The following is a 20784-nucleotide window of genomic DNA, read 5'->3' as shown; positions in this document are numbered from 1 at the left end:
TGGCGTTAATTGAGAAGCGAAAATGAATTATCACCAGTATTACCCCGTCGACATCGTCAACGGCCCCGGCACCCGCTGCACCCTGTTTGTCTCCGGCTGCGTCCACGAGTGCCCCGGCTGCTACAACAAAAGCACCTGGCGGGTAAATTCCGGTATGCCTTTCACAACCGGGATGGCCGACCGCATCATCGCCGACCTCAACGATACCCGCATCAAACGCCAGGGGCTTTCACTCTCCGGCGGCGATCCGCTGCATCCGCAAAACATCGCGGAGATCCTCAATCTGGTGCAGCGCGTGCGCGCCGAATGCCCGGGCAAAGATATCTGGGTCTGGACCGGCTATAAGCTCGACGAGCTCAATGACGCACAGATGCAAGTGGTTAACCTGATTAACGTGCTGGTCGACGGTAAGTTTGTGCAGGATTTAAAAGACCCGGCGCTTATCTGGCGCGGCAGCAGCAACCAGGTCGTGCATCATTTGCGATAGCGTTTAGAGCCGTTTATTCGCCTGATGATAAACGGCAGCTTTCTCTCTTTTGCCAATGGCAATAACGTAAACCACCACCACACTATCTCGTACTTGATACACCAGCCGATAACCTGACGCCTTAAGCTTGATTTTGTAGCAATCCGGTAAATCGCTCAGCCTGGCCGACTCCATTCGCGGATTCTGCACAATCTGCAGGAGCTTATTTTTGAACTGTTTTTTGACCGTCTCGCCAAGCTTCTGCCATTCGCGCCAGGCTCGTGGATCAAACTCCAGTTCATAGGTCATCCAGACTCACCTTAACCCCCGGCCGTGGGTTTTCCAGCCGCTCGCGAACGGTGCGTAACAACGCCGCTTCGCCATCGCTGATGGTCATACTTTTCACCGGCATGCGGCCATTTTCCGCAATGTATTGAAACAGCAAGCGTACCGCCTCCGTTGGCGTCATATCGAGTTTCTCCAGCACGGCATAAGCCTCTTTTTTGAGTTTATCGTCCAGTCGAACATTGAGCGTGGCCATTATGCCTCCAGAAAGGGGAATTTTGTAATGCAGTATAGCATTACATTTGAATTACATTCGAATCTGGAAAACGCCTCTCAAAACCGGCTGACGCACTCCATCGCCACCGTTTTAAACTCATCGAAGCTGCGGGTCGCGGCGAGGCGGCTCATGGCTCGCTCGCGCAGGAACGTCACGAAAATATCGTAAATCGCCATCGCCTCTTCATACTCGCTCTTACTGATAGCGAGCAGGAAGATGATATGGGCGGTTTCGTCGCCCCAGGCGATTCCCTGCGGAGCAATAACGGTATAGACCACCGTCTTTTTCGCTAACAGGCCGAGGGCGTGCGGCAGCGCAATACCGTCACCCAGCATGGTGCTGACAATCGCTTCACGCTCGACCACCGAATCATGAAACTCCGCATCGACAAAACCTTCTTGTTCCAGCTGCTGGCACAGCTCGGCGAACAATGTTTGCTGATCCATCGGCTTATCGATCACCCGGAAGTGGGCGGCATCGAAGTACTTATTCAACATCCACGGACGGGTACGGTCCACCAGCACCAGCTTGCCAATCTGATCCAACTGGTAATCGGTGGGGAACGGCGCGATGGTCACCACCGGTTTATCTTTTTCGCTAATCCGCACCGTTGAGATAACAAAGTCCTCATCGATCGCTTCTCGCTGTTCGTACTCGCGCTGGGAAATGGTGGCGGCGATCTCCAACTGCGGATATTTGCGCTGCAGGATCGCTTCGATCATCCGCACCATCGCATTGCTGGTATCACATACCAGCAGTACGTGCGGTTGGCGCTGGTAGCCAATGTTGTAGTGGCGTTCCAGCCCGACGCCGATATGCAGCACCAGAAAGCCGATTTCGTTTTCGCTGATGGTATAAGGCGTGTATTTGCCCCAGCTCGATACCGCGGCAAGTGTCATATCCCATGCCATCGGATAGTGCTGTTTGATGTTATCGAGCAGCGGATTGGGGATCATTATCTGATAGCGCACGCGGGTGATCATGGTCTTAATGTGGGTCAGCAGATCGGCGTGCAGCTGGGCGTCGTCCAGCAGGTTGTAGTTATACTGGCTGTTGATGTAACGCAGAATGTAATTGACCAGTGCTTCATCATCGTCGGCGCTGATCGTTTCCGGGTCGACATCCTGTACCTGGCGAGCGGCGATATGCACGCATAGCCACTCTTCTTCGGCGGGCGAGAAGGGTTTTCCGGCCAACCGCTGTAGCTCACCCGCCAAATCACGCGCGGCGTCGCGGACGTTTTGCGCCACATCTTCGGCGCTAAAATCGGCCAGCGGGTAGCCTTCACTCACGCGGCGCACCACAACCGCGCCGTACAGGCAGATAAAGCGCTCGCCGACATCGGTGAGGCGAATATGATGCCGCGTGAGCGTCTCCTGCAGCACCGGTTCCAGTTGCGCAGGAACATCCGCTTCCAGCGCCTCGGCGCTAATCAACGGATTAATGCCGCCCTGCAGCGTCAGCTCCCACAGTAAATCGGTCAGGCAGGCGCGAATCGATACCTCGCTGCCGAACAGCTTCATGCCGTGGCGCGGGCGGGTTTCAAGAGTCAACTGATAACGCTGGAAGCGCTCGCGCACCTCGACCATATCATTTTGCAGCGTGGCGCGGCTGACGAACCACTCATCGGCCAGATCTTCCAGCTTGATGGAGAACGCCGAGGTCAGGAAACGCACCAGCAAAAAGTGGATGCGCTCCTGGGCGGTACGCGGCACGTGCTGCGTCTTCGGCGCCGTCTCCTCCAGCGCCTGAAAACGCGATCGGTCGTCAATCTTCAGCTGATAACCGCTACCGCGGTTGAGGGTAAACTGCGCGCCATACTGCGCCAACAGCGCATTCAGCGCGGTAATATCAGCGCGCACGGTACGGGTAGAAACCGACAGCCGCTGCGCCAGTTCATCCTGCGGCAGCGTTTCATTTCGCAGCAGGGTGAAGAGTTGCGCTAAGCGTTGGTTGGGAAATCGCATGTCAGTTCCTTGTTGTTACGGCTCAGGGTTGGGCGGATATCACCATCTGCGATGGGCTACCGACCGGCGTGTAGTCTGAGGCAAAGGTTAATTTGCCATCCTTCGGCGCCACGCTAAAACGGGTAATATTATCGCTACGCTGGTTCATGACGTACAGCCACTGCCCCTGATTATCCAGCGTCAGCGTACGGGGGTAATCCCCACGCGTCCAGATATCCTCCTGGTGGCTCAGGCTGCCGTCAGCCAACACGCTAAAGTGAGCAATGCTGTTATGCAGGCGGTTGGCGACGTATAGCTGTTTGCCATCGTTGCTCAGCACAAGGCCCGCGGCAAAGCTGGTGCCCTTATACTCTTTCGGCAGCGCGGAGACGGTTTTGCCTTCGCGCAGCAGGCCGCTTTGCTTATCAAGATGATAGAAGGTCAGCGTCGACGCTTCTTCGTTAATCAGCCACAGACCGTCGCCCTTTGGCGTAAAGACGAAGTGGCGCGGACCGGCGCCCGGCGAAGAGGCGGCGATAAACGGCGGCTCGTTTGGCGTCAGTTTGCCGCTGGCGCTATCCAGCCGATACTGATAGATCCGATCCAGCCCGAGATCGGTGGAGTAAACAAACTTTCCGCTGGGATCGGCGGCGATCATATGGGCATGCGGGCCATTGTGATCGCTAATAGCAAAGCTGCCCTCGACGGCCGCCGCCGGACGTTCGGCGCCGGCCGGACCTTCATCCTGATGCACATCCACCGCTTCGCCCAGGCTACCATCTTCTTTCACCGGTAGCACGGCGGTGCTGCCGCTAACGTAGTTGGCCACCAACAGATATTTACCATCCGGCGTCAGGGAGAGATACACCGGCCCGGCGCCGCCGGAGGCAACCTGGTTGAGTTCCGTCAGCTCGCCGTTCTTGTCAATTCGCCACGCCTGCACCACGCCTTTTTCGACTTCACTGGCGGCATACAGCGTTTTGCCATCGCGCGACACGGTTAGCTGCGCGACGTTCGGCAACGAACTTACCAGCGCCTTATCGCGCAGAGCGCCGGTTTTGGCATCGACGGTAAAGCGATACAGACCTTCGCCATTAGGATTATAGGTGCCAATCCAGGCGTAGTGGGTTTGCGCGGCGGCGCCGGCGGCAAGCAAAGACAGTGAAGCAACAAGCAGGTGACGAGCGGTTGGCATGGTAACTCCTTGATGGTTCGGTGGGATAAGTTTCCCCTCACCCCGGCCCTCTTCCAAAGGGAGAGGGAGAAAACCAGATGGTTCCCTCTCCTTCCGGGAGAAAGTTAGGGTGAGGGGCAAAGGCACTACTTCACTAACTGTTTGGTCATCTCCAGCAACTGGCGCACATCGGCCGGGCGGGTGTTGCCGCTGGCTTTATCGATAATCGAGCTGTAAATATGCGGGATGATTTTACTCACGCCGGCATCCAGCGCGATTTTCAGGATCTCGCTGTAGTTTTCCAGATCGATACCGCCGGTCGGCTCCAGCCAGAAATCGTGCGCGGCGCAGGCTTTGGCGACGGCTTCGAACTCAGCGCGGTGCTTCAGGCCGCCCATCGGGAAGTATTTGATAGAGCTGCCGCCCATATCTTTTAACAGCGCGATGGCGGTTTCCAGCGGAACAATCCCATCCGCCGCGCCGCTGCTCAGCGGGCCGGTTGAGATCTTCACCATTCCCGGCGTACCGGTCGGCGAGACCAAACCATTCACCACGGTCTCGTTCTGCCCGAGCAGCGCGCGGCTGGTAGCCACGCCGGTGAAGACCTGGTTGACGTGCTGCGGCTGCACCTGGCGAGAAATCTCGCTCACCATCGCCGACTGGTTTGGATCGCCTGCGCCCAGCCCGACGGAGAGCGCGTTATCAATCAGCTTCGCGTATTCACGCATATCGGCCACCGCGCTGGCGACGTCCGGATAGTTTTTGGAGAGCACGCCAACCAGTACGTGACCTTCCGCCGCGTCGTAAATTTCACGGGCGTTGTCTTTGCTGCCCGCCAGTACGTTCAGGCACACGCGGTCACGGTAAAAGTTTGGGGTCAGTTTCATGCTTTTTTCTCCTTATTCAGAACTTCTGCGATGCGGCGAGCGACCACCTCCAGCTGCTGCGCGTTCACGCTGCGGACATCGGCTTCGATAATGCCTTCATTCGCTTTATAGCCGCGGAAGTAAATGGCGTATTCGCCCTGCTTCAGCGCGTTAACCAGATCGCCGGTATTCACGCCGGTGGTCGCTTCATCAAATTTAATTTCGGCGCGGGCGATATCACGGCCCGCGCTATCCCACACCACCCGCGCGGTCACGCCGTTGAGAGTGTTGAGCTGTTCGATAAACGGCGTCATCTTGTCCACCATCTGCTGACCGCTCTCTTTAGTCGCCGTCAGGTAGTGTTCAATGGCGCAGGTCAGGCCAAGAATGCCCTCTTTACCCACTTTCATCGCCCGGCCAATCCCCATCGACTGGCGCTTAACCCACTCGACGTACTGCGTTTTGCCGATGACCAGCCCGCTGGTCGGCCCTTCAATCGCTTTCGCGCCGCTGTAGATAACCAGGTCGGCGCCCATGCGGTAGTAGCACTGCAGATCTTCTTCCGCCGCCGCATCGACGATCAGCGGCAAGTTATGCTGGCGCGCCACTTCCGCGGCCTGCGCGACGTTAAGCATGCTTTTTTGCACACAATGGTGGGATTTGATGTACAGAATCGCCGCGGTGCGCGGAGTGATCGCCGCCGCCAGCTGTTGGGCAGAACATTCGTTGGCGTAGCCCGCTTCCACCAGCTTACCACCGCCCAGCGCCACCATGGTGCCAACCGGCGCGCCGAAGTTGACGTTGTGGCCCTTCGGCAACACGATTTCGTTATTTTCAATCGGGGTAACGTGCAGGTTTTCCAGCAGCCAGTCGCTGTCTTTCACCAGCACCGCTGCGACCGACTGGGCAATCCCCGCCGACGCGCAGGAGACAACGGTCGCCCCTTCCACATCCAGCAGTTTGGCGATGTACTCGCCGGTTTTATTCACCAGGTCTTTCATTTCAAAGTACTGGTTCATACCGGCCATCGCGGCTTCAACCACTTCCGGGCGCGGCGTGGAGACGCCCAGCGCCGTCATCCGGCCTGAAGTATTAATAACTTGTTTTAAATGGTATTTCTCAAAAATCGAAGGCATGTTCCGCGCTCCCTTGTTCGGTCAGATAGCCCTTGCCCGCGCGAATCGCGGCCAGCGGCACCAGAATGTTGTCAGCCTGCAGGCTCTCTTTTTCGGCATCCACCAGCAACGTGGGCTGATGCTGCAGGCTAAATAGCGTTAAATCGGCATCAAAGCCCGCTTCCAGGCGCCCTTTACGCGCCAGGCGCAGCCCCTCGGCGGCGCTGACGGTCACGCAGTCAATCACCTGCGGCAGGGTCATGCCGATGGCGAGGAACTTCGACATCACTAGCGCCAGCGAGCGCACCGGGCCATCGATACGGTTACGGCAGTAAATATCGGAGCTAATGGTGTGCGGCAGAATGCCCATCGCAATTGCCCGCCGCGCCACTTCAAAGCTGAAACTTGCGGTACCGTGGCCGACATCGAGTCGCACGCCGCGCTGCAGAGCGCGAGTAATGGAGCTGCGCAGCTCGCCGGCAGGATTAAGAATACGGTTCGGCTTGCCGTTATAGCAGTGGGTAATGATGTCGCCGCTGCTCAGCAGATCGGCGATTTCATCGAGGTTCGGCGGGTTATTGCCGATGTGCACCATCAGCGGCAGATCGCCGTTTTCCTGCTGAATGGCCTTGGCGCGCGCCAGCGGCGTAATGCCGTTTTCGCCGACGACGCTGCTGCTCATCCGCGCCTTCAGGCCGACGATAAAGTCAGGATGACGCTGCACCGCCTGCTGCACCGCGGCGGCGTCGATATTGGCCATATTCGCCAGCTCATTCTGCGCAATCAGCCCGACGCGGGAGATGTTGAGCAACGCATAAACTTCCGTCGCCGCTTTGCGGGTCAGTTGATAGAAGTCATCAACGTCGTCGGCGCCGGTGCTGCCGGCATCGATCACGGTGGTGACGCCGGTGGCGATGCCGACGCTATCCGGCTCATCGTGATAAATCGGTGAATTCGGGTAGCAGTGAACGTGAGAGTCAATCCAGCCAGCGCTGACGTAAACGTTGCCGTTCAGCTCAATGGTTTTACGGGAGGGCGCGCTAATCTCGCCCAGCGCCGCGATTTTCCCGTCCTGGATGGCGATATCAGTCAGGGTATCGTCGACGAGGCGCGCACGGCGCAGGAGTAAATCAAACATAGCTATCTCCTGATGAAAGAGTGAATCTGTTGCCGGATGGCGGCGTACCGCCTTATCGGGCCTACAAATCGCGCTGACTTGTAGGCCAATAAGCGCAGCGCCATCGGGCAATTAGCTAATCGCAATCGGGAAGATGGAACCGAGGATCATCGCGCCGAGGATGGCGCCGCCGGTGATCGGTTTCTGCCAGATGTAGAACAGCAGTGCGCCAACCAAAGAACCAATCCCAATAGGAATAGACGCCGTCATCGCGCTGAGGATGATCAATGGACCGAGGAAGCGGCCGGAGGCGTTACCGGCCCCCATCATCACGTCAGCGCCGTAGGTGGAGTCGCTCTGGTTGATGGTGAACTTACGCGCCAGAATGATGATGTAGCCGACCGCCAGGCCGAGGATCAGGCCGGTTGCCAGCGACGCGGCGAAGTTCGCCACCGGGAAGACAAAGCCCGCGCCGAGCAGCAGCGCCGGTACGCCGAGGCCGATACCGGTCTGAATGGCGCCGCCGATATCCAGAATCCCCACCAGCGAACCTTCGATGATGCGGGCGAACAGGAAGCTCGCGCCGAATGCCGCCACCGCGCCGTACGCGCCGGTATCAATCCCTGCCTTCAACATCGCCACGAAGGCCACTTCGTTAAAGGCGCCGATGCCGTACAGATAGTACATGTGCGTCCCGGCGAAGACGCCGGAGGAGAGCAGGCCAACAAAGATCGGGAACGACCAGTCGGCATACCAAAAACCTTTATTCTGTTCCATTATCAGGCTCCCGTTACTTGCCGCTGAGTGAGTTGTGGATCATGTCCAGCCAGTTCGGCACGGTCAGATGGAAGGATTCGAGCATCTTCATGTCGAAGCCGCGGAAGAAGCCGCTGAGGACAAACAGCGCGACAATGGCGATCATCATCACTTTGGTTACCCGGTTCCAGCCGCTCTCTTCTACGCCTTTACCGATCAGGATCCCCAGTACCAGACCCGGTACGGCGTTACCCATAATCAGCTGCGCCGCGCCGCCGAAAATCGTCGCCCAGAAGCCTGATTTCTTACCGGCATCAATAGCCGCCAGCCAGAAAATCACCGGCATCACGGTGTTCACCAGCAGGTTTGCCGCCGGAACCAATACCTTAACGGCGGTGACCTGCAGCGCTTCCGGTACGGAAGAGGCGGTCAGGTTAAGGAAGGCGACGACGATCATGCCGATGATGCCGCAGGCAATCGCCATTTTTTTCGGATCGTGTAGCGTTTCGCCAACGTTACGATTTTTCACCATCAACGCCGCCGCGCCCCAGTTCGGGATAATGCGGTGGTCAACGTCCTGGGTGAAGGAGCCTGCTGCAACGGAAGAGGCCCAGGCGTTAAAGAAGAAGCCGAGACCAAAAGAGAAGTGAGAAGCTGGATCGCCTTCGCAGGAATTCAGCTCGCCCAAGGTACGAAACGCGCCCATCCCTTGCGTGGTGGGCGCGTGAAACATGCGTGCCGCTCCGGCGCCCACGCCGACGCCGACCAGGCCGCCGATGATGAGCGATTTTATTAAAATTATCAGGAACATAATCTGACCCTTTGGTAACAATCAGGTTTGCGTGACGAAATCCACTTTATCGAGATCGATGGCGGTCACGTTGACGGTGACGTCCAGCTCCACGCTGTAGGTCCGTCGTTCACGGCGCAAAAAGATGAACAGAAACGCCTCTTTTCGTACCGCTTCGCGCGCATGAACAACCGTCACGTCCTGTGGCTCAATACGCAGTAGGATGCGCGATGATGACTTCATCACCGCAGCCTGCACATGGTTCAGGGCATCGGCGAAGGCCCGTGATTTGCTTTCGCCTTTGCCTGCAACCCTCACGGTGGTGGTGAATTGCTCTTTCATACTTATGCGCCGTATTTCTTTTTCCAGGCTTCAACCAGACGCTCGCCCAGCTCTTCTTTATCCATGAAGCCGAAGCCCAGCACGTTGCAGCCTTCGTTGATGGCGGTGACGCCCTCTTCAATAGAACGCATGCCGTATTTTGCTTTGTAGCCGTACTTGGTCTGCGCGGTAATAGCGCCTGCGCCGCCGCTGCCGCAGAAGGAGATGCCGAAAGAGGCGTTTTCCGCTTTCATCATGTCGCCAAGTTTCATGTCTGCAGCAACGCCAGGGACGACCACTGCACGTGCGCCGGCTTTTTCTGCGCCTGCCGCGACTTTTTGTCCTTTACCCAGACGGTCGCCAATAACTACGGTGATTTGTTCCATGTTTTGCTCCTTACAGGTTTTCTTTTGCGACTTCGAAGTGGACGGACAACAACCAGGCCTCTTCATCAGGCAGGTTGCCGAACTGTGCGACCACTTCGCGGGCCAGCATCATTGAATCTTCAGAAATTTCTTCGAACAGACTGGCATCCACTTCCGGTAGCGGTTCGCCGCTGATTGACCGGTGGGCCATGGCCCGCACGTGGGAAGTCAGCATTTGCTCCTGAACGTCGTTAGGGACGATGTCGTGACGGCTTAACAGGGCGAAGACCTGCTGTAACATCTTGTCAGCCAGGCGTTCGGTCTGCGCCGCCTGCTCCCCTACGTCGTTTATTACCGCTCCGTTATTCACTTGTGTTACCCCGCTGATGTCTCTGGAATCCAAAGTAGCGCCGGGGGTCAGGAGTTTGTAGCGAGTTGTTTTCCACTTCGAAGTGGAAAGGGAGAAGGCTTAGGTGATCGACTCCACATATTCGCCGGATAAATGTAAAAACAGGCGATATGACGTGATACGCATCACAACAATGCGCGAGGTTGAGCGGAAAAAGACCGGAAAAAGAAAAGGGAAAAATGTGATACAGGTAGGTTTTTAGGCGGGAGACATCGGCTGACGCCTCCCGAAAACGGCGATTAGCGATACTTCTTATGGTAGGTATTGCGGGTAGTTTTGAAGTCCTCCGCGGCGGCCTGCGCCTCTTTCAGCTTACCGGCGTCAGCTAACTTCAGCGCGCCGTCGATCTGGCCGACCAACGTCTCCAGACCGTGGCGGAAATCTTTCATCTCCGGGCTATCGGCCGCTTTGCCTTCCAGTTTTGGCGGCGTCTCTTTCTGGGCGTCAACCGCAGCGGTACGCATCTTATTCAGCGCCGCTTTCAGCTCGCCAATGTCTGAGGTTTTCTGTACCACCTGCAGGTTTTCCGCAAGGGTGTCCATGTCTTCGCCAAGGTCGGCGAACGCCGATGCCGAACCGAGCGCAAAAGCAGAGACGGCCAGCATCGCTAACAGTTTTTTACGCATTGCTCACTTCCTTTTTATTATGAAGATATCAAGCGGGCGCGGCAGGACGCGCCCGGCACACAGGTCATTGACCGGCGATTTTCATTTCCGACAGCAGTACGGAACCACACTGAATATTGCTGCGCGTTTCGATATCGTCGCCGACGGTGACAATATTACGCCACATTTCTTTCAGATTTCCGGCGATGGTGATCTCACTGACCGGATACTGAATTTCGCCGTTTTCTACCCAGAAACCGGATGCGCCGCGCGAGTAGTCGCCGGTCACGCCACTGACACCCTGCCCCATCAATTCGGTGACCACAAGCCCGGTGCCCATCTCTTTAAGCATCTTTGCAAAACTCAGGCCGCGGCCGTTGATGCGCCAGTTATGGATGCCGCCGGCGTGGCCGGTGCTTTTCATACCCAGCTTACGCGCGGAGTAGTTAGTCAGCAGCCACTGGGTCAGCACGCCGTCTTTGATGATGTCGCGACGTTCGGTGCGCACGCCTTCGCTGTCGAACGGCGTGGAGGCCAGCCCCTTCAGCAGATGCGGATGTTCTTCGATGGTCAGCCACTCCGGCAGGATCTGTTTGCCGAGGGAGTCGAGGAGGAAGGTCGATTTACGGTAGACCGCGCCGCCGGCGATCGCCCCAACCAGGTGGCCAAACAGCCCGGTAGCCACTTCGTTGGCGAAGATAACCGGCGCTTTCATCGTCGACAGCTTACGCGGCGCCAGGCGCGACAAAGTGCGGCGGGCACATTCGTTGCCGACCCACTCCGGGGTCTGTAAATCGCCAAGGGCGCGGCCAATGGTGTAGGCGTAGTCGCGTTCCATGTCGCCGTTTTCTTCGGCAATCACGCAGCTAGAGAGCGAGTGGCGGGTAGAGCAATAGCTCTGGAGCATGCCATAGCTGTTACCGAACACTTTAATTCCATAGTGGCTGTTGAAGCTGCCGCCTTCGGTATTGGTGATACGTTTGTCGGCCTGCAGAGCGGCCTGCTCGGCGCGGGCCGCCAGCTCGATGGCTTCATCGGGGGAGACCTCCGCCGGATGGAACAGGTCCAGATCCGGGGCGTCAAAGGCCAGCAGTTCTTTATCCGCCACGCCGGCAAACGGGTCCGGCGAGGTGTAACGCGCGATATCCAGCGCCGCCTGCACGGTACGGGCGATAGCGTCCGGGCTCAGGTCGGTCGAAGAGGCGCTGCCTTTACGGTTTTGATGATAAACGGTGATGCCGAGCGCGCCGTCGCTATTGAATTCAACATTCTCCACCTCACCGTAGCGGGTGCTGACGCCGATGCCGGTGGTCTTGCTGACGGAGACTTCCGCACCGTCGGATTTGCCTGCCGCCAGTTCCAGTGCCGTACTAACGGCTTCTTCCAGCGTCTTACGCTGCTGTGCAACTTGAGAGATGACTTTCATTGCTAATGCCATAATGTAAGAAGGAGTTAACTGAAGTCTAACAGAGAACCGTTTTTCAGTGCGCGCCTTAACTGGTAACATTAGCCTCTTTTTTAAGGAGCCTGAGATGACAAAGCAGCCCGAAGACTGGCTCGACGACGTGCCCGGTGATGACGTTGAAGATGAAGATGATGAAATTATCTGGGTCAGCAAGAGTGAAATTAAGCGCGATGCGGAAGAACTGAAGCGTCTTGGCGCGGAAATGGTAGATCTCGGTAAGAACGCGCTGGATAAGCTGCCGCTCGATACCGACCTGCGCGACGCCATTGAACTCGCCCAGCGTATCAAGAAAGAAGGCCGCCGCCGCCAGCTGCAGCTGATTGGTAAAATGCTGCGTAACCGCGACGTCGATCCGATTCGCCAGGCGCTGGATAAGCTGAAGAACCGTCACAACCAGCAGGTGGCGCTGTTCCATAAGCTGGAACAAATCCGCGATCGCCTGATTGATAATGGCGATGATGCTGTCGTAGAGGTATTGAACCTGTGGCCAGACGCTGACCGTCAGCAGCTGCGCTCACTGATCCGCAATGCCAAAAAAGAGAAAGAAGGCAACAAGCCGCCAAAATCCGCGCGCCTGATCTTCCAGTATCTGCGCGAACTGGCCGAAAACGAAGGCTAATTCCCACGCTAACCGCCATCTCCCGGATGGCGGCGCGTTGCGCCTTATCCGGGCTACCCCATCACCTCACGCCCTAAATCCTCGGCAAACTGCTGATACTGCGCCGCATCGATCGGTTGCGGACAGCTCAACACCAGCAGTTCATGATCGTCGATCCCTTGATGATAGGTCGGATGCCGGTGCGCCCAGGCATTGGCATGGAATCCCATCGACTGATAAAAGCGCAGCCGCTTATGGGCGATTTCGCTGGTGAGTGGATCGATTTCCAGAATAGTCAGCGGCGCACGCGTCAGGATCTGCGCCAGCAGCTGTTTGCCATAGCCGCGCGAACGCAGGGTGTCGTCAATCGCCAGATGTTCGATATAGCTATAACCGGCAAACTGCCAGCAGCCGCTCAGGCCAATAAATATCCCGTCATCAAACCAGGCTTCCAGCGCATAGTGCGGGTTGCTCAGCGCCTGAAGTTTGGCGTCGCTTTCGCGCTGTTCGTGCCATGGAAAGGCGCGGGCGTACAGCGCGTCAAGCGCGGCGAAATGGGGCGAATCGGTAGAAAGTACTCTTTCACAGGTCAGCATCACACAATCCCTGGTGGCGAAAACAAAACTGCCCTCACGCGGAGGGCAGTAACCGGAAGCGTTCGCGCTTACTCTGCCGCGGCCGCTTTTTGCGCCAGTTTATCCAGCAGCTTCTGATGAATGCCGCCAAAGCCGCCGTTGCTCATCACCAGAATATGGTCGCCCGGATGCGCGGTTTTCACGATCATATCCACCAGCGTATCGACGTCGGCGCTCCAGTGCGCCGGCTGTACGCAGGCTTCCGCCACTTCCGCCACCTGCCATGGGATATGCTGCGGCTGCAGCAGGAAGACTTCATCGGCGCGGCCCAGAGACGGCGCCAGATCGTCTTTGCAGACGCCCATTTTCATGGTGTTGGAACGCGGCTCCAGCACCGCCAGAATACGCGCGGTGCCGCCGACTTTGCCGCGCAGCGCCTGCAGCGTCGCGAGAATGGCCGTCGGATGGTGGGCAAAATCGTCGTAGACGGTCACGCCGTTGGCTTCGCCGCGTAGCTCAAGGCGGCGGCGGGCGTTAATAAAGCTGCCCAGCGCGTTAGCGGCATCCGCCGGCACCACGCCAACATGACGCGCCGCGGCAATCGCCATCAGGCCGTTGTGCATATTATGTTCGCCGACCAGCGCCCAGTTCACTTCGCCAACTTTTTCGCCGTCGAGCAGGACTTCCCACTGCGAGGCATCGGCGTTGAGTTTCTTCGCCTGCCAGTGGCCCTGTTCGCCCACCAGCTCCTGTTCGCTCCAGCAGCCCATCGCCATCACCTGCTTCAGGTTGATGTCGCTCTCCGGCAGAATAATCTTGCCTTTGCCCGGCACGATGCGCACCAGGTGGTGGAACTGTTTCTGAATCGCTTTCAGGTCGTCAAAGATATCCGCGTGGTCAAACTCAAGGTTATTGAGGATCAGCGTGCGCGGGCAGTAGTGAACGAACTTAGAACGCTTGTCGAAGAAGGCGCAGTCATATTCGTCGGCTTCAATCACGAAGAACGGGCTGTCGCCCAGGCGTGCGGAAACTTCGAAGTTCCCCGGTACGCCGCCGATAACGAAGCCCGGCTTATAGCCACAGGCTTCGAGGATCCACGTCGCCATGCCGGCGGTGGTGGTTTTACCGTGAGTACCGGCAACGGCCAGCACCCAGCGGTCGCGCAGGACGAAGTCGTGCAGCCACTGCGGGCCAGACATGTACGGAATGTTGTTTTCCAGCACCGCTTCGACACACGGATTACCGCGGGTCATGGCGTTACCGATAATCACCAGGTCCGGCTGCGGGTCCAGTTGGCTGGCGTCGTAGCCCTGAATCAGATCGATGCCCTGGTTTTCCAGCAGGGTGCTCATTGGCGGATAAACGTTAGCATCCGAGCCGGTTACTTGATGCCCGAGGGAACGTGCCAGCATTGCCAGCCCCCCCATAAACGTGCCACAGATTCCTAAAATATGAATGCGCATTCGTTACTTCCCTCATTAATCTGACCCGCATTTTACCCATATGTATGCCCCCTGAGAAATGCATTTCAGGCAAATCTGCATTTGCTGGCGCGATTCACCTGTGCGCAGTTTTTTTATTATTTGTTAAGATTGTTGCGTTCGTTTTACTCAACATAAAAATGCAGGGAACGAGTTATGAAAACGTTAGGTGAATTTATTGTCGAAAAGCAGCACGAGTTCTCCCACGCTACCGGTGAGCTGACTGCTTTGTTGTCGGCAATAAAACTGGGCGCCAAGATCATCCACCGCGATATCAATAAGGCCGGTCTGGTCGATATCCTGGGTGCCAGCGGTGCGGAAAACGTTCAGGGTGAAGTTCAGCAGAAGCTGGACCTGTTCGCGAATGAAAAATTAAAAGCTGCACTGCGCGCACGTGATATCGTCGCCGGTATCGCCTCGGAAGAAGAAGATGAAATCGTGGTCTTCGAAGGGTGCGAACACGCCAAATACGTTGTGCTGATGGATCCGCTGGATGGCTCCTCCAACATTGACGTTAACGTCTCCGTGGGGACTATCTTCTCTATCTACCGCCGCGTCACGCCGGTCGGTACGCCGGTCACCGAAGAAGACTTCCTGCAGCCGGGTAACAAACAGGTTGCCGCGGGTTATGTGGTTTACGGCTCCTCCACCATGCTGGTCTACACCACCGGCTGCGGCGTGCACGCCTTTACTTACGACCCGTCACTCGGCGTCTTCTGCCTGAGCCAGGAGCGGATGCGCTTCCCGGAGAAAGGCAAAACCTACTCCATCAACGAAGGTAACTACATCAAGTTCCCGATGGGCGTGAAGAAGTACATCAAGTACTGTCAGGAAGAAGATAAAGAGACCCAGCGCCCGTACACCTCGCGCTATATCGGTTCTCTGGTGGCCGACTTCCACCGTAACCTGCTGAAAGGCGGCATCTACCTGTATCCGAGCACCGCCAGCCACCCGCAAGGGAAACTGCGTTTACTGTACGAATGCAACCCGATGGCGATGCTGGCGGAACAGGCGGGCGGCAAAGCCAGCGATGGTAAAGAGCGTATTCTCGATATCATCCCGGAAAGCCTGCACCAGCGCCGTTCGTTCTTTGTCGGCAACGACCACATGGTAGAAGACGTCGAGAACTTCATTAAAGAGTTCCCGGACGCTTAATTTCTACCTTCCCTTCCCGCCCTGCGGGAAGGGAGTTCCCTGTTAGCGATTCATCGCCCCGCCCACGCGAGTCACCGCCGCATTCTGGCGATTTTCCCACAGCACCGTCAGCCCGCGCTGCAGCGCGATGAAGATAAACAGCAGGATGCCGATGGCGATCTTCGTCCACCATGAACTGAGCGTACCGTCAAAGTTGATGTAGGTCTGAATAAGGCCCTGAATCGCCACGCCGAACAGCGTCCCCAGAACCGTTCCGACGCCGCCGCTCAGCAGCGTGCCGCCTATCACCACCGAAGCGATGGCATCCAGTTCCACGCCGACGCCCGCCAGCGCGTAGCCCGCCTGGGTGTAGATAGAGAAGACAATGCCGGCAAGCGTCGCCAGGCCGGTCGACAGCATATAGATGCGAATAGTGGTGCTACGCGTGGAAATGCCCATCAAATTGGCCGACGTGGCGTTGCCGCCGATGGCGTAGACCTGATTGCCAAAGCGGGTACGGTGGGCGAGGAAAATTCCCAGCACCACCACCAGCAGCATCAGCAGCCCCATCGCGCTCAGGCGGCCGCCGCCAGGGATGGTCCACGCCAGCCCGGACAGAGTGTCATACAGCGGGTGGTTAATGGGAATCGACTCTTCCGAGACCAGATAGCTAACCCCACGCAGGAAAAACATGCCGGCGAGGGTGATGATAAATGCCGGGATTTTTAGCGCATCGATCAGTAACCCCATAAACGCGCCGAAGGCGCAGCCCATGGCCAGTACCAGCGGGAAAGCCAGCAGCGGCGAGATCCCCCAAAAGCCGATCGCTTTGGCCAGAAACACGCCGGTGAAGGCAATCACCGACCCGACCGACAGATCGATACCGCCGCTGAGGATCACGAAGGTCATGCCGACGGCGATGATCCCAAGGAAAGCGTTATCGGTCAGGATATTGCAAATCACCCGCGTCGAAGCAAAACCCGGAAACTGGGTCAGGCAGTAGAGATAGCCCAGCACGAATACCGCGAGGGTAATCATCAAAGGTAAATTACGTTTTATCACGGCCGCGTACCCCTTTCAGTAGACCGATAAAGCGCGGCGACTGAACGATCAGTACGCACAGCACCACCACCGCTTTCACCACCTGGTTGAGCTCCGGCGGGAAACCGGAGAGTAAAATCCCGGTGTTCATCCCCTGGATAATCAGCGCCCCCATCACCGACAGCAGCAGATTAAAGCGCCCGCCCATCAGCGAACCGCCGCCGATCACCACCGCCAGGATGGCGTCCAGCTCCAGCCATAATCCTGCGTTGTTGGCGTCGGCGCCGCGAATATCCGCCGCCACAATAATCCCGGCAATCGCCGCACAGATGCCGCTCAGCACATAGGCCAGCATCACCACAATGCGGGTATTCACTCCGGCATTTTTCGCCGCGCGGATATTGATCCCCACCGCTTCAATAAACATGCCGAGCGCGGTCCGGCGGGTAAACAGCCAGAACAGCAGCAGCGTTGCGACGGCGATAATCACCGGCGTCGGTAGCAACAGCAGCGATCCGCTGCCGAGCCAGGAAAGCGCCGGCGAATCAAAGGTGACTATCTGCCCGGAGGTAATCAGCTGCGCGACGCCGCGTCCGGCGACCATCAGGATAAGCGTGGCCACGAAGGGCTGGATCTTCAGCACGGCCACCAGAATGCCGTTCCACAGACCAGCCAGCGCGCCTGCGCCCAATGCGGCGAGCAGCACCACCGGCAGGCTGTGCCCGGCGACGGTCATCGAGGCAGCGGTCGCCCCGGCGATAGCCATCACCGCGCCGACCGACAGATCGATGCCGCCGGTGGCGATGACCAGCGTCATGCCAATCGCCAGCAGTGCCACCGGCGCCGCCCGGTTGAGAATGTCAATCGGGCTGCCAAACAGCCGCCCATCCTGCAGTAGCACCTGGAAGAAATGCGGCGCCACCAGGCTATCCACCGCTAATACCAGCAGGAGAGCGATAATTTGCGGCATCCCTTTCGGCCAGCTAAAGCGCCGTTTTGGCTGTCCGCTTTGTGGTACGGTTCTGGGCATCATGCTGGGCTCCTTATGCCGCAATCGCGTTCATGATCGCCGGGACCGACAGCTCGGCAAGGGGGATTTCCGCCACCTGCTGGCGATCGCGCATGATGATCACCCGGTCAGCGTAGCCCACCAGTTCTTCAAGCTCCGAGGAGATAACCAGCAGCGCCAGACCATCGGCGCAGAGGGTTTCTATCAGGCGAATAATCTCAGCGTGGGCGCCGACGTCGATACCGCGCGTCGGCTCATCGAGGATCAGGAACTGGGGTTTGGTCAGCAGCCAGCGCGACAACAATACCTTCTGCTGGTTACCGCCGGAGAGAAATTCGATCGGCTGTTCGGCGCTGGGCGTCCTGATACCTAACTGGCGAATAAAGCGTTCGGCAATCTCATGTTGTTCGCGGCGCGGGATCGGCCGCAGCCAGCCGCGCTGCGCCTGTAGCGCCAGCACGATATTTTCCCGTACCGAGGCGGCGGCGATGATGCCGTCGGTTTTACGGTCTTCAGGACAAAAACCAATGCCGAGGCAGGAGGCCTGATGCGGCGAGCGCAGCGTTTGCGGCTTGCCCTTGATCCACGCTTTACCGCTGTCGGCGGGCTTGATGCCGAAAATGACCTCCGCCGTTTCGGTGCGCCCGGATCCCAACAGCCCGGCCAGGCCGACGATCTCGCCCGGCCGCACCTGCAGAGTAAACGGCGCAATCGTGCCCTTCTTGCCAAAATCTTCAAATGCCGCCACCGGCTTATCGCTGAGCAGCGTGCGCCCGGCGCGCTGCAGCGCCTGATGGTCCAGCTCGCGGCCGAGCATCATTTTGACCAGTTCGATTTGCGGCAGCTCGCGGGTCTCCCGACAGCCGACAAAACTGCCGTTGCGCAGCACGGTAATACGGTCGCTGACGGCATAGACCTGGTCGAGAAAATGGGTCACAAAAATCAGGCTGACGCCGTTATCGCGCAGCTGACGCATCAGGGTGAATAGCATTTCCACTTCCTGAGTGTCGAGACTGGCGGTTGGTTCATCGAGGATCAACACTTTCGCCGACAGGTCGATGGCCCGGCAGATAGCGACGATTTGCTGCATCGCCACCGAAAAACGATTCAGCGGTTCGCGCACGTCGAGCGAGAAGCCGTAAGAGGCCATCAGCGCGGTAGCGCGTTTTTCCATCTCTTTGCGCCGCAGCAGACCAAAGCGCTTCGGCTCGCGGCCAATAAACAAATTATCCGCCACCGACATATTCGGCAGCAGGTTAACTTCCTGGTAAACGGTACCGATACCCAACTGCTGAGCGTGAGCGGTGTTTTTCGGCGATATTTGCTGCCCTTCCAGCCAAATCGCCCCGCGGTCGGCATGATACACGCCGGTGAGCGCTTTAATCAGCGTCGATTTTCCGGCGCCGTTTTCGCCCAACAGAGCCATGATTTCGCCGCGCCGCAGGCTGAAATTAACGTTATCCAGCGCCTTCACGCCGGGGAAGAATTTGCTGAGTCCTTCGGTACGAAGGATCTCCTGGTATTGGTCGGTGGTCATGGTTCCCCCTGCATCACGCCGGATGGCGCTGCGCTTATCCGGCCTACAAAAGAGCGAAATGTAGGCCGGGCAAGCGTAGCGCCCCCGGCATTTTCATGAAGGCTCAGTAACCCATATTTTTCTTCTTCTCTAACTCTTCTTTTGCCGTATCCGGCAGATAAAGGGTCGATTTGGTAATGGTCAGCTTCTCAGGCAGGGTGCCGTCTTTTTTGTATTTTTCCAGCGCATCAAACGCCGGACCGGCCATATTCGGCGTCAGCTCAACGCTGGCATTCGCCTCGCCGGCGATCATGGCTTTATAGATATCCGGCACGCCGTCGATAGACCCGGTGAGGATATCTTTGCCCGGCTTCAGCCCGGCCTCTTTGATGGCCTGAATCGCGCCGATGACCATGTCATCGTTATGGGCGTAGACCATGCAGATGTTCTTGCCGTTATTCTCCGCTTTGATAAAGCTCTCCATCACCTCTTTCCCCTTACTGCGGGTGAAGTCGCCGGACTGCGAGCGGATAATCTTGATGTTGGACGCTTTGGCAATCGCCTCGGCGAAGCCTTTCTTACGATCGATAGCGACGCTGGCGCCCACGGTGCCCTGGAGCTCCACGACGTTACACGGCTTGCCATCGACGGTTTTCACCAACCAGTCGCCAATCAGTTGGCCTTCCAGCACGTTGTTGGCGGTGACGGTGGTCATATACAGCGACTTATCTTTAACGTCGATCGAACGGTCGAGGAGGAACACCGGGATATTGGCCTCTTTCGCTTCTTTTAGCACCGGCTCCCAGCCGGTCGCCACCACCGGCGCGATAAAGATCGCGTCCACGCCCTGGGCAATGAACGAGCGCACGGCTTTAATCTGGTTTTCCTGTTTTTGCTGACCATCGGCAATCTTCAGGGTGATGCCACGCTTCGCCGCTTCTTCCTTAGCAACATTCGTTTCGGCCGCGCGCCAGCCCGATTCAGAGCCGACCTGCGAAAATCCTACGGTCAGGTTGGCGGCCATCGCCATAGACGACATAGCTGCCGAAACCGCGGTGACGAGAAGTAAGCGCTTCCACATAAGATGTTCCTCGTAGGGTTATTGTTGGTTAAATGCTCACCTGCGAACAAACTATAGACAATCCGTTATGTAACTGAATGCGTTACATCACACTTCGAAAAAGTAAATAAAATGTTAATTAGTGCGATTTGTCTGAGCTGAGCGGCGATAAGGCTTCCCGCCCAACGGCATGCCCTGCGCTAATGACGAAAATTTGCCTTCTGGATAACCGCCGCTCGCAACATTGAAAACGGTTACACAAAATTATTCAGAATGTAGCTATCTTTATGGATTTTAGGGTTATCTGATGAGGAGAAATTCAGACGCTTCCCCCCATAGCCAGGCAAAAAGAAGCGAAGACATTCGATGTGAGTTGGCTATAATACCGGGCACTTGTTTGCCAAACATTTTTA

The 20784-nt window shown here is 57.4% G+C and carries 23 protein-coding genes; 3 read left to right on the top strand and 20 right to left on the bottom strand.

From position 1 onward, the window contains the following. The first annotated feature begins 22 nt into the window (after window positions 1-22). Window positions 23-487: an anaerobic ribonucleoside-triphosphate reductase-activating protein gene (gene nrdG, locus PGR29_RS22225; protein WP_213794685.1), complete on the top strand. Its 465-nt coding sequence runs from the start codon at window positions 23-25 to the stop codon at window positions 485-487. Window positions 488-490: 3 nt separating this feature from the next. Here nrdG and PGR29_RS22220 read toward each other — a convergent pair whose 3' ends face one another. The 14 genes from PGR29_RS22220 to pmbA form a co-directional block, all read right to left on the bottom strand. Continuing rightward, complete coding sequence (locus PGR29_RS22220; protein ID WP_045378458.1) at window positions 491-775, bottom strand: type II toxin-antitoxin system RelE family toxin; 285 nt, start codon at window positions 773-775, stop codon at window positions 491-493. After that, window positions 765-1007 (bottom strand): type II toxin-antitoxin system RelB/DinJ family antitoxin, encoded by a 243-nt coding sequence (locus PGR29_RS22215; RefSeq protein ID WP_002886901.1) that lies wholly within the window; start codon window positions 1005-1007, stop codon window positions 765-767. The genes PGR29_RS22220 and PGR29_RS22215 overlap by 11 nt, the downstream gene beginning before the upstream one ends. Before the next feature lie 77 nt (window positions 1008-1084). Beyond that, a complete protein-coding gene (locus PGR29_RS22210; protein WP_213794684.1) occupies window positions 1085-2995 on the bottom strand; it encodes a BglG family transcription antiterminator in 1911 nt (636 codons plus the stop codon). 22 nt (window positions 2996-3017) lie between these two features. Beyond that, window positions 3018-4169, bottom strand: coding sequence for a lactonase family protein (locus PGR29_RS22205; RefSeq protein ID WP_316425312.1), 1152 nt, complete (start codon window positions 4167-4169; stop codon window positions 3018-3020). 125 nt (window positions 4170-4294) lie between these two features. Continuing rightward, entirely contained in the window at window positions 4295-5035 is a 741-nt protein-coding gene (gene dagF, locus PGR29_RS22200; protein ID WP_020079796.1) for a 2-dehydro-3-deoxy-phosphogluconate aldolase, read from the bottom strand. Next, complete coding sequence (locus PGR29_RS22195; RefSeq protein ID WP_015368571.1) at window positions 5032-6150, bottom strand: DgaE family pyridoxal phosphate-dependent ammonia lyase; 1119 nt, start codon at window positions 6148-6150, stop codon at window positions 5032-5034. The genes dagF and PGR29_RS22195 overlap by 4 nt, the downstream gene beginning before the upstream one ends. Beyond that, on the bottom strand, window positions 6134-7267 hold the full coding sequence (locus PGR29_RS22190; RefSeq protein WP_213317456.1) for an amidohydrolase/deacetylase family metallohydrolase: 1134 nt from the start codon (window positions 7265-7267) through the stop codon (window positions 6134-6136). The genes PGR29_RS22195 and PGR29_RS22190 overlap by 17 nt, the downstream gene beginning before the upstream one ends. A gap of 111 nt (window positions 7268-7378) precedes the next feature. Continuing rightward, the gene (locus tag PGR29_RS22185; protein WP_015368573.1) at window positions 7379-8023 is read right to left on the bottom strand and encodes a DUF4310 family protein; all 645 of its coding nucleotides are present in this window, start codon (window positions 8021-8023) and stop codon (window positions 7379-7381) included. 13 nt (window positions 8024-8036) lie between these two features. Further along, entirely contained in the window at window positions 8037-8813 is a 777-nt protein-coding gene (locus PGR29_RS22180; protein WP_015368574.1) for a DUF4311 domain-containing protein, read from the bottom strand. A 21-nt stretch (window positions 8814-8834) separates the two neighbouring features. Continuing rightward, window positions 8835-9134: a DUF4312 family protein gene (locus PGR29_RS22175; protein WP_015368575.1), complete on the bottom strand. Its 300-nt coding sequence runs from the start codon at window positions 9132-9134 to the stop codon at window positions 8835-8837. A gap of 2 nt (window positions 9135-9136) precedes the next feature. After that, window positions 9137-9499 carry an SFCGS family glycine-rich protein gene (locus PGR29_RS22170; protein WP_015368576.1) on the bottom strand — a complete coding sequence of 121 codons (363 nt, stop codon included), beginning with the start codon at window positions 9497-9499 and terminating at the stop codon, window positions 9137-9139. A gap of 10 nt (window positions 9500-9509) precedes the next feature. Then, window positions 9510-9848 carry a PRD domain-containing protein gene (locus tag PGR29_RS22165; RefSeq protein WP_015368577.1) on the bottom strand — a complete coding sequence of 113 codons (339 nt, stop codon included), beginning with the start codon at window positions 9846-9848 and terminating at the stop codon, window positions 9510-9512. Between the two features lie 278 nt (window positions 9849-10126). Then, on the bottom strand, window positions 10127-10513 hold the full coding sequence (cybC, locus tag PGR29_RS22160; RefSeq protein ID WP_015368578.1) for a cytochrome b562: 387 nt from the start codon (window positions 10511-10513) through the stop codon (window positions 10127-10129). Window positions 10514-10577: 64 nt separating this feature from the next. Then, the gene (gene pmbA / locus PGR29_RS22155) at window positions 10578-11930 is read right to left on the bottom strand and encodes a metalloprotease PmbA (protein ID WP_213317455.1); all 1353 of its coding nucleotides are present in this window, start codon (window positions 11928-11930) and stop codon (window positions 10578-10580) included. Between the two features lie 94 nt (window positions 11931-12024). Between pmbA and yjgA the strand changes: the two genes are divergently transcribed. Further along, entirely contained in the window at window positions 12025-12576 is a 552-nt protein-coding gene (gene yjgA / locus PGR29_RS22150) for a ribosome biogenesis factor YjgA (protein WP_015368580.1), read from the top strand. Between the two features lie 53 nt (window positions 12577-12629). On the opposite strand, the gene PGR29_RS22145 is transcribed toward yjgA, so the two are convergent. Both PGR29_RS22145 and mpl read right to left on the bottom strand, forming a co-directional pair. Beyond that, on the bottom strand, window positions 12630-13151 hold the full coding sequence (locus PGR29_RS22145) for a GNAT family N-acetyltransferase (RefSeq protein WP_213317454.1): 522 nt from the start codon (window positions 13149-13151) through the stop codon (window positions 12630-12632). 68 nt (window positions 13152-13219) lie between these two features. Next, the gene (mpl, locus tag PGR29_RS22140; RefSeq protein ID WP_087858324.1) at window positions 13220-14593 is read right to left on the bottom strand and encodes a UDP-N-acetylmuramate:L-alanyl-gamma-D-glutamyl-meso-diaminopimelate ligase; all 1374 of its coding nucleotides are present in this window, start codon (window positions 14591-14593) and stop codon (window positions 13220-13222) included. Window positions 14594-14767: 174 nt separating this feature from the next. Between mpl and fbp the strand changes: the two genes are divergently transcribed. Further along, complete coding sequence (gene fbp, locus PGR29_RS22135) at window positions 14768-15766, top strand: class 1 fructose-bisphosphatase (protein ID WP_015368583.1); 999 nt, start codon at window positions 14768-14770, stop codon at window positions 15764-15766. Window positions 15767-15808: 42 nt separating this feature from the next. On the opposite strand, the gene yjfF is transcribed toward fbp, so the two are convergent. The 4 genes from yjfF to ytfQ form a co-directional block, all read right to left on the bottom strand. Then, the gene (gene yjfF, locus PGR29_RS22130) at window positions 15809-16807 is read right to left on the bottom strand and encodes a galactofuranose ABC transporter, permease protein YjfF (RefSeq protein ID WP_015704198.1); all 999 of its coding nucleotides are present in this window, start codon (window positions 16805-16807) and stop codon (window positions 15809-15811) included. Beyond that, window positions 16794-17819: a galactofuranose ABC transporter, ATP-binding protein YtfT gene (gene ytfT, locus PGR29_RS22125; RefSeq protein WP_316425310.1), complete on the bottom strand. Its 1026-nt coding sequence runs from the start codon at window positions 17817-17819 to the stop codon at window positions 16794-16796. The genes yjfF and ytfT overlap by 14 nt, the downstream gene beginning before the upstream one ends. A gap of 10 nt (window positions 17820-17829) precedes the next feature. Beyond that, a complete protein-coding gene (gene ytfR, locus PGR29_RS22120) occupies window positions 17830-19332 on the bottom strand; it encodes a galactofuranose ABC transporter, ATP-binding protein YtfR (RefSeq protein ID WP_308957778.1) in 1503 nt (500 codons plus the stop codon). Between the two features lie 103 nt (window positions 19333-19435). Continuing rightward, window positions 19436-20392, bottom strand: a complete 957-nt coding sequence (gene ytfQ / locus PGR29_RS22115) for a galactofuranose ABC transporter, galactofuranose-binding protein YtfQ (protein WP_020079801.1) — start codon at window positions 20390-20392, stop codon at window positions 19436-19438. Window positions 20393-20784 lie beyond the last annotated feature (392 nt).

Origin of the sequence: Klebsiella sp. 141203 (assembly GCF_032601985.1) — a bacterium.
GTDB classification, from domain to species: Bacteria; Pseudomonadota; Gammaproteobacteria; order Enterobacterales; family Enterobacteriaceae; genus Klebsiella; species Klebsiella aerogenes.
This window is presented reverse-complemented; position numbering and strand designations above follow the sequence as displayed.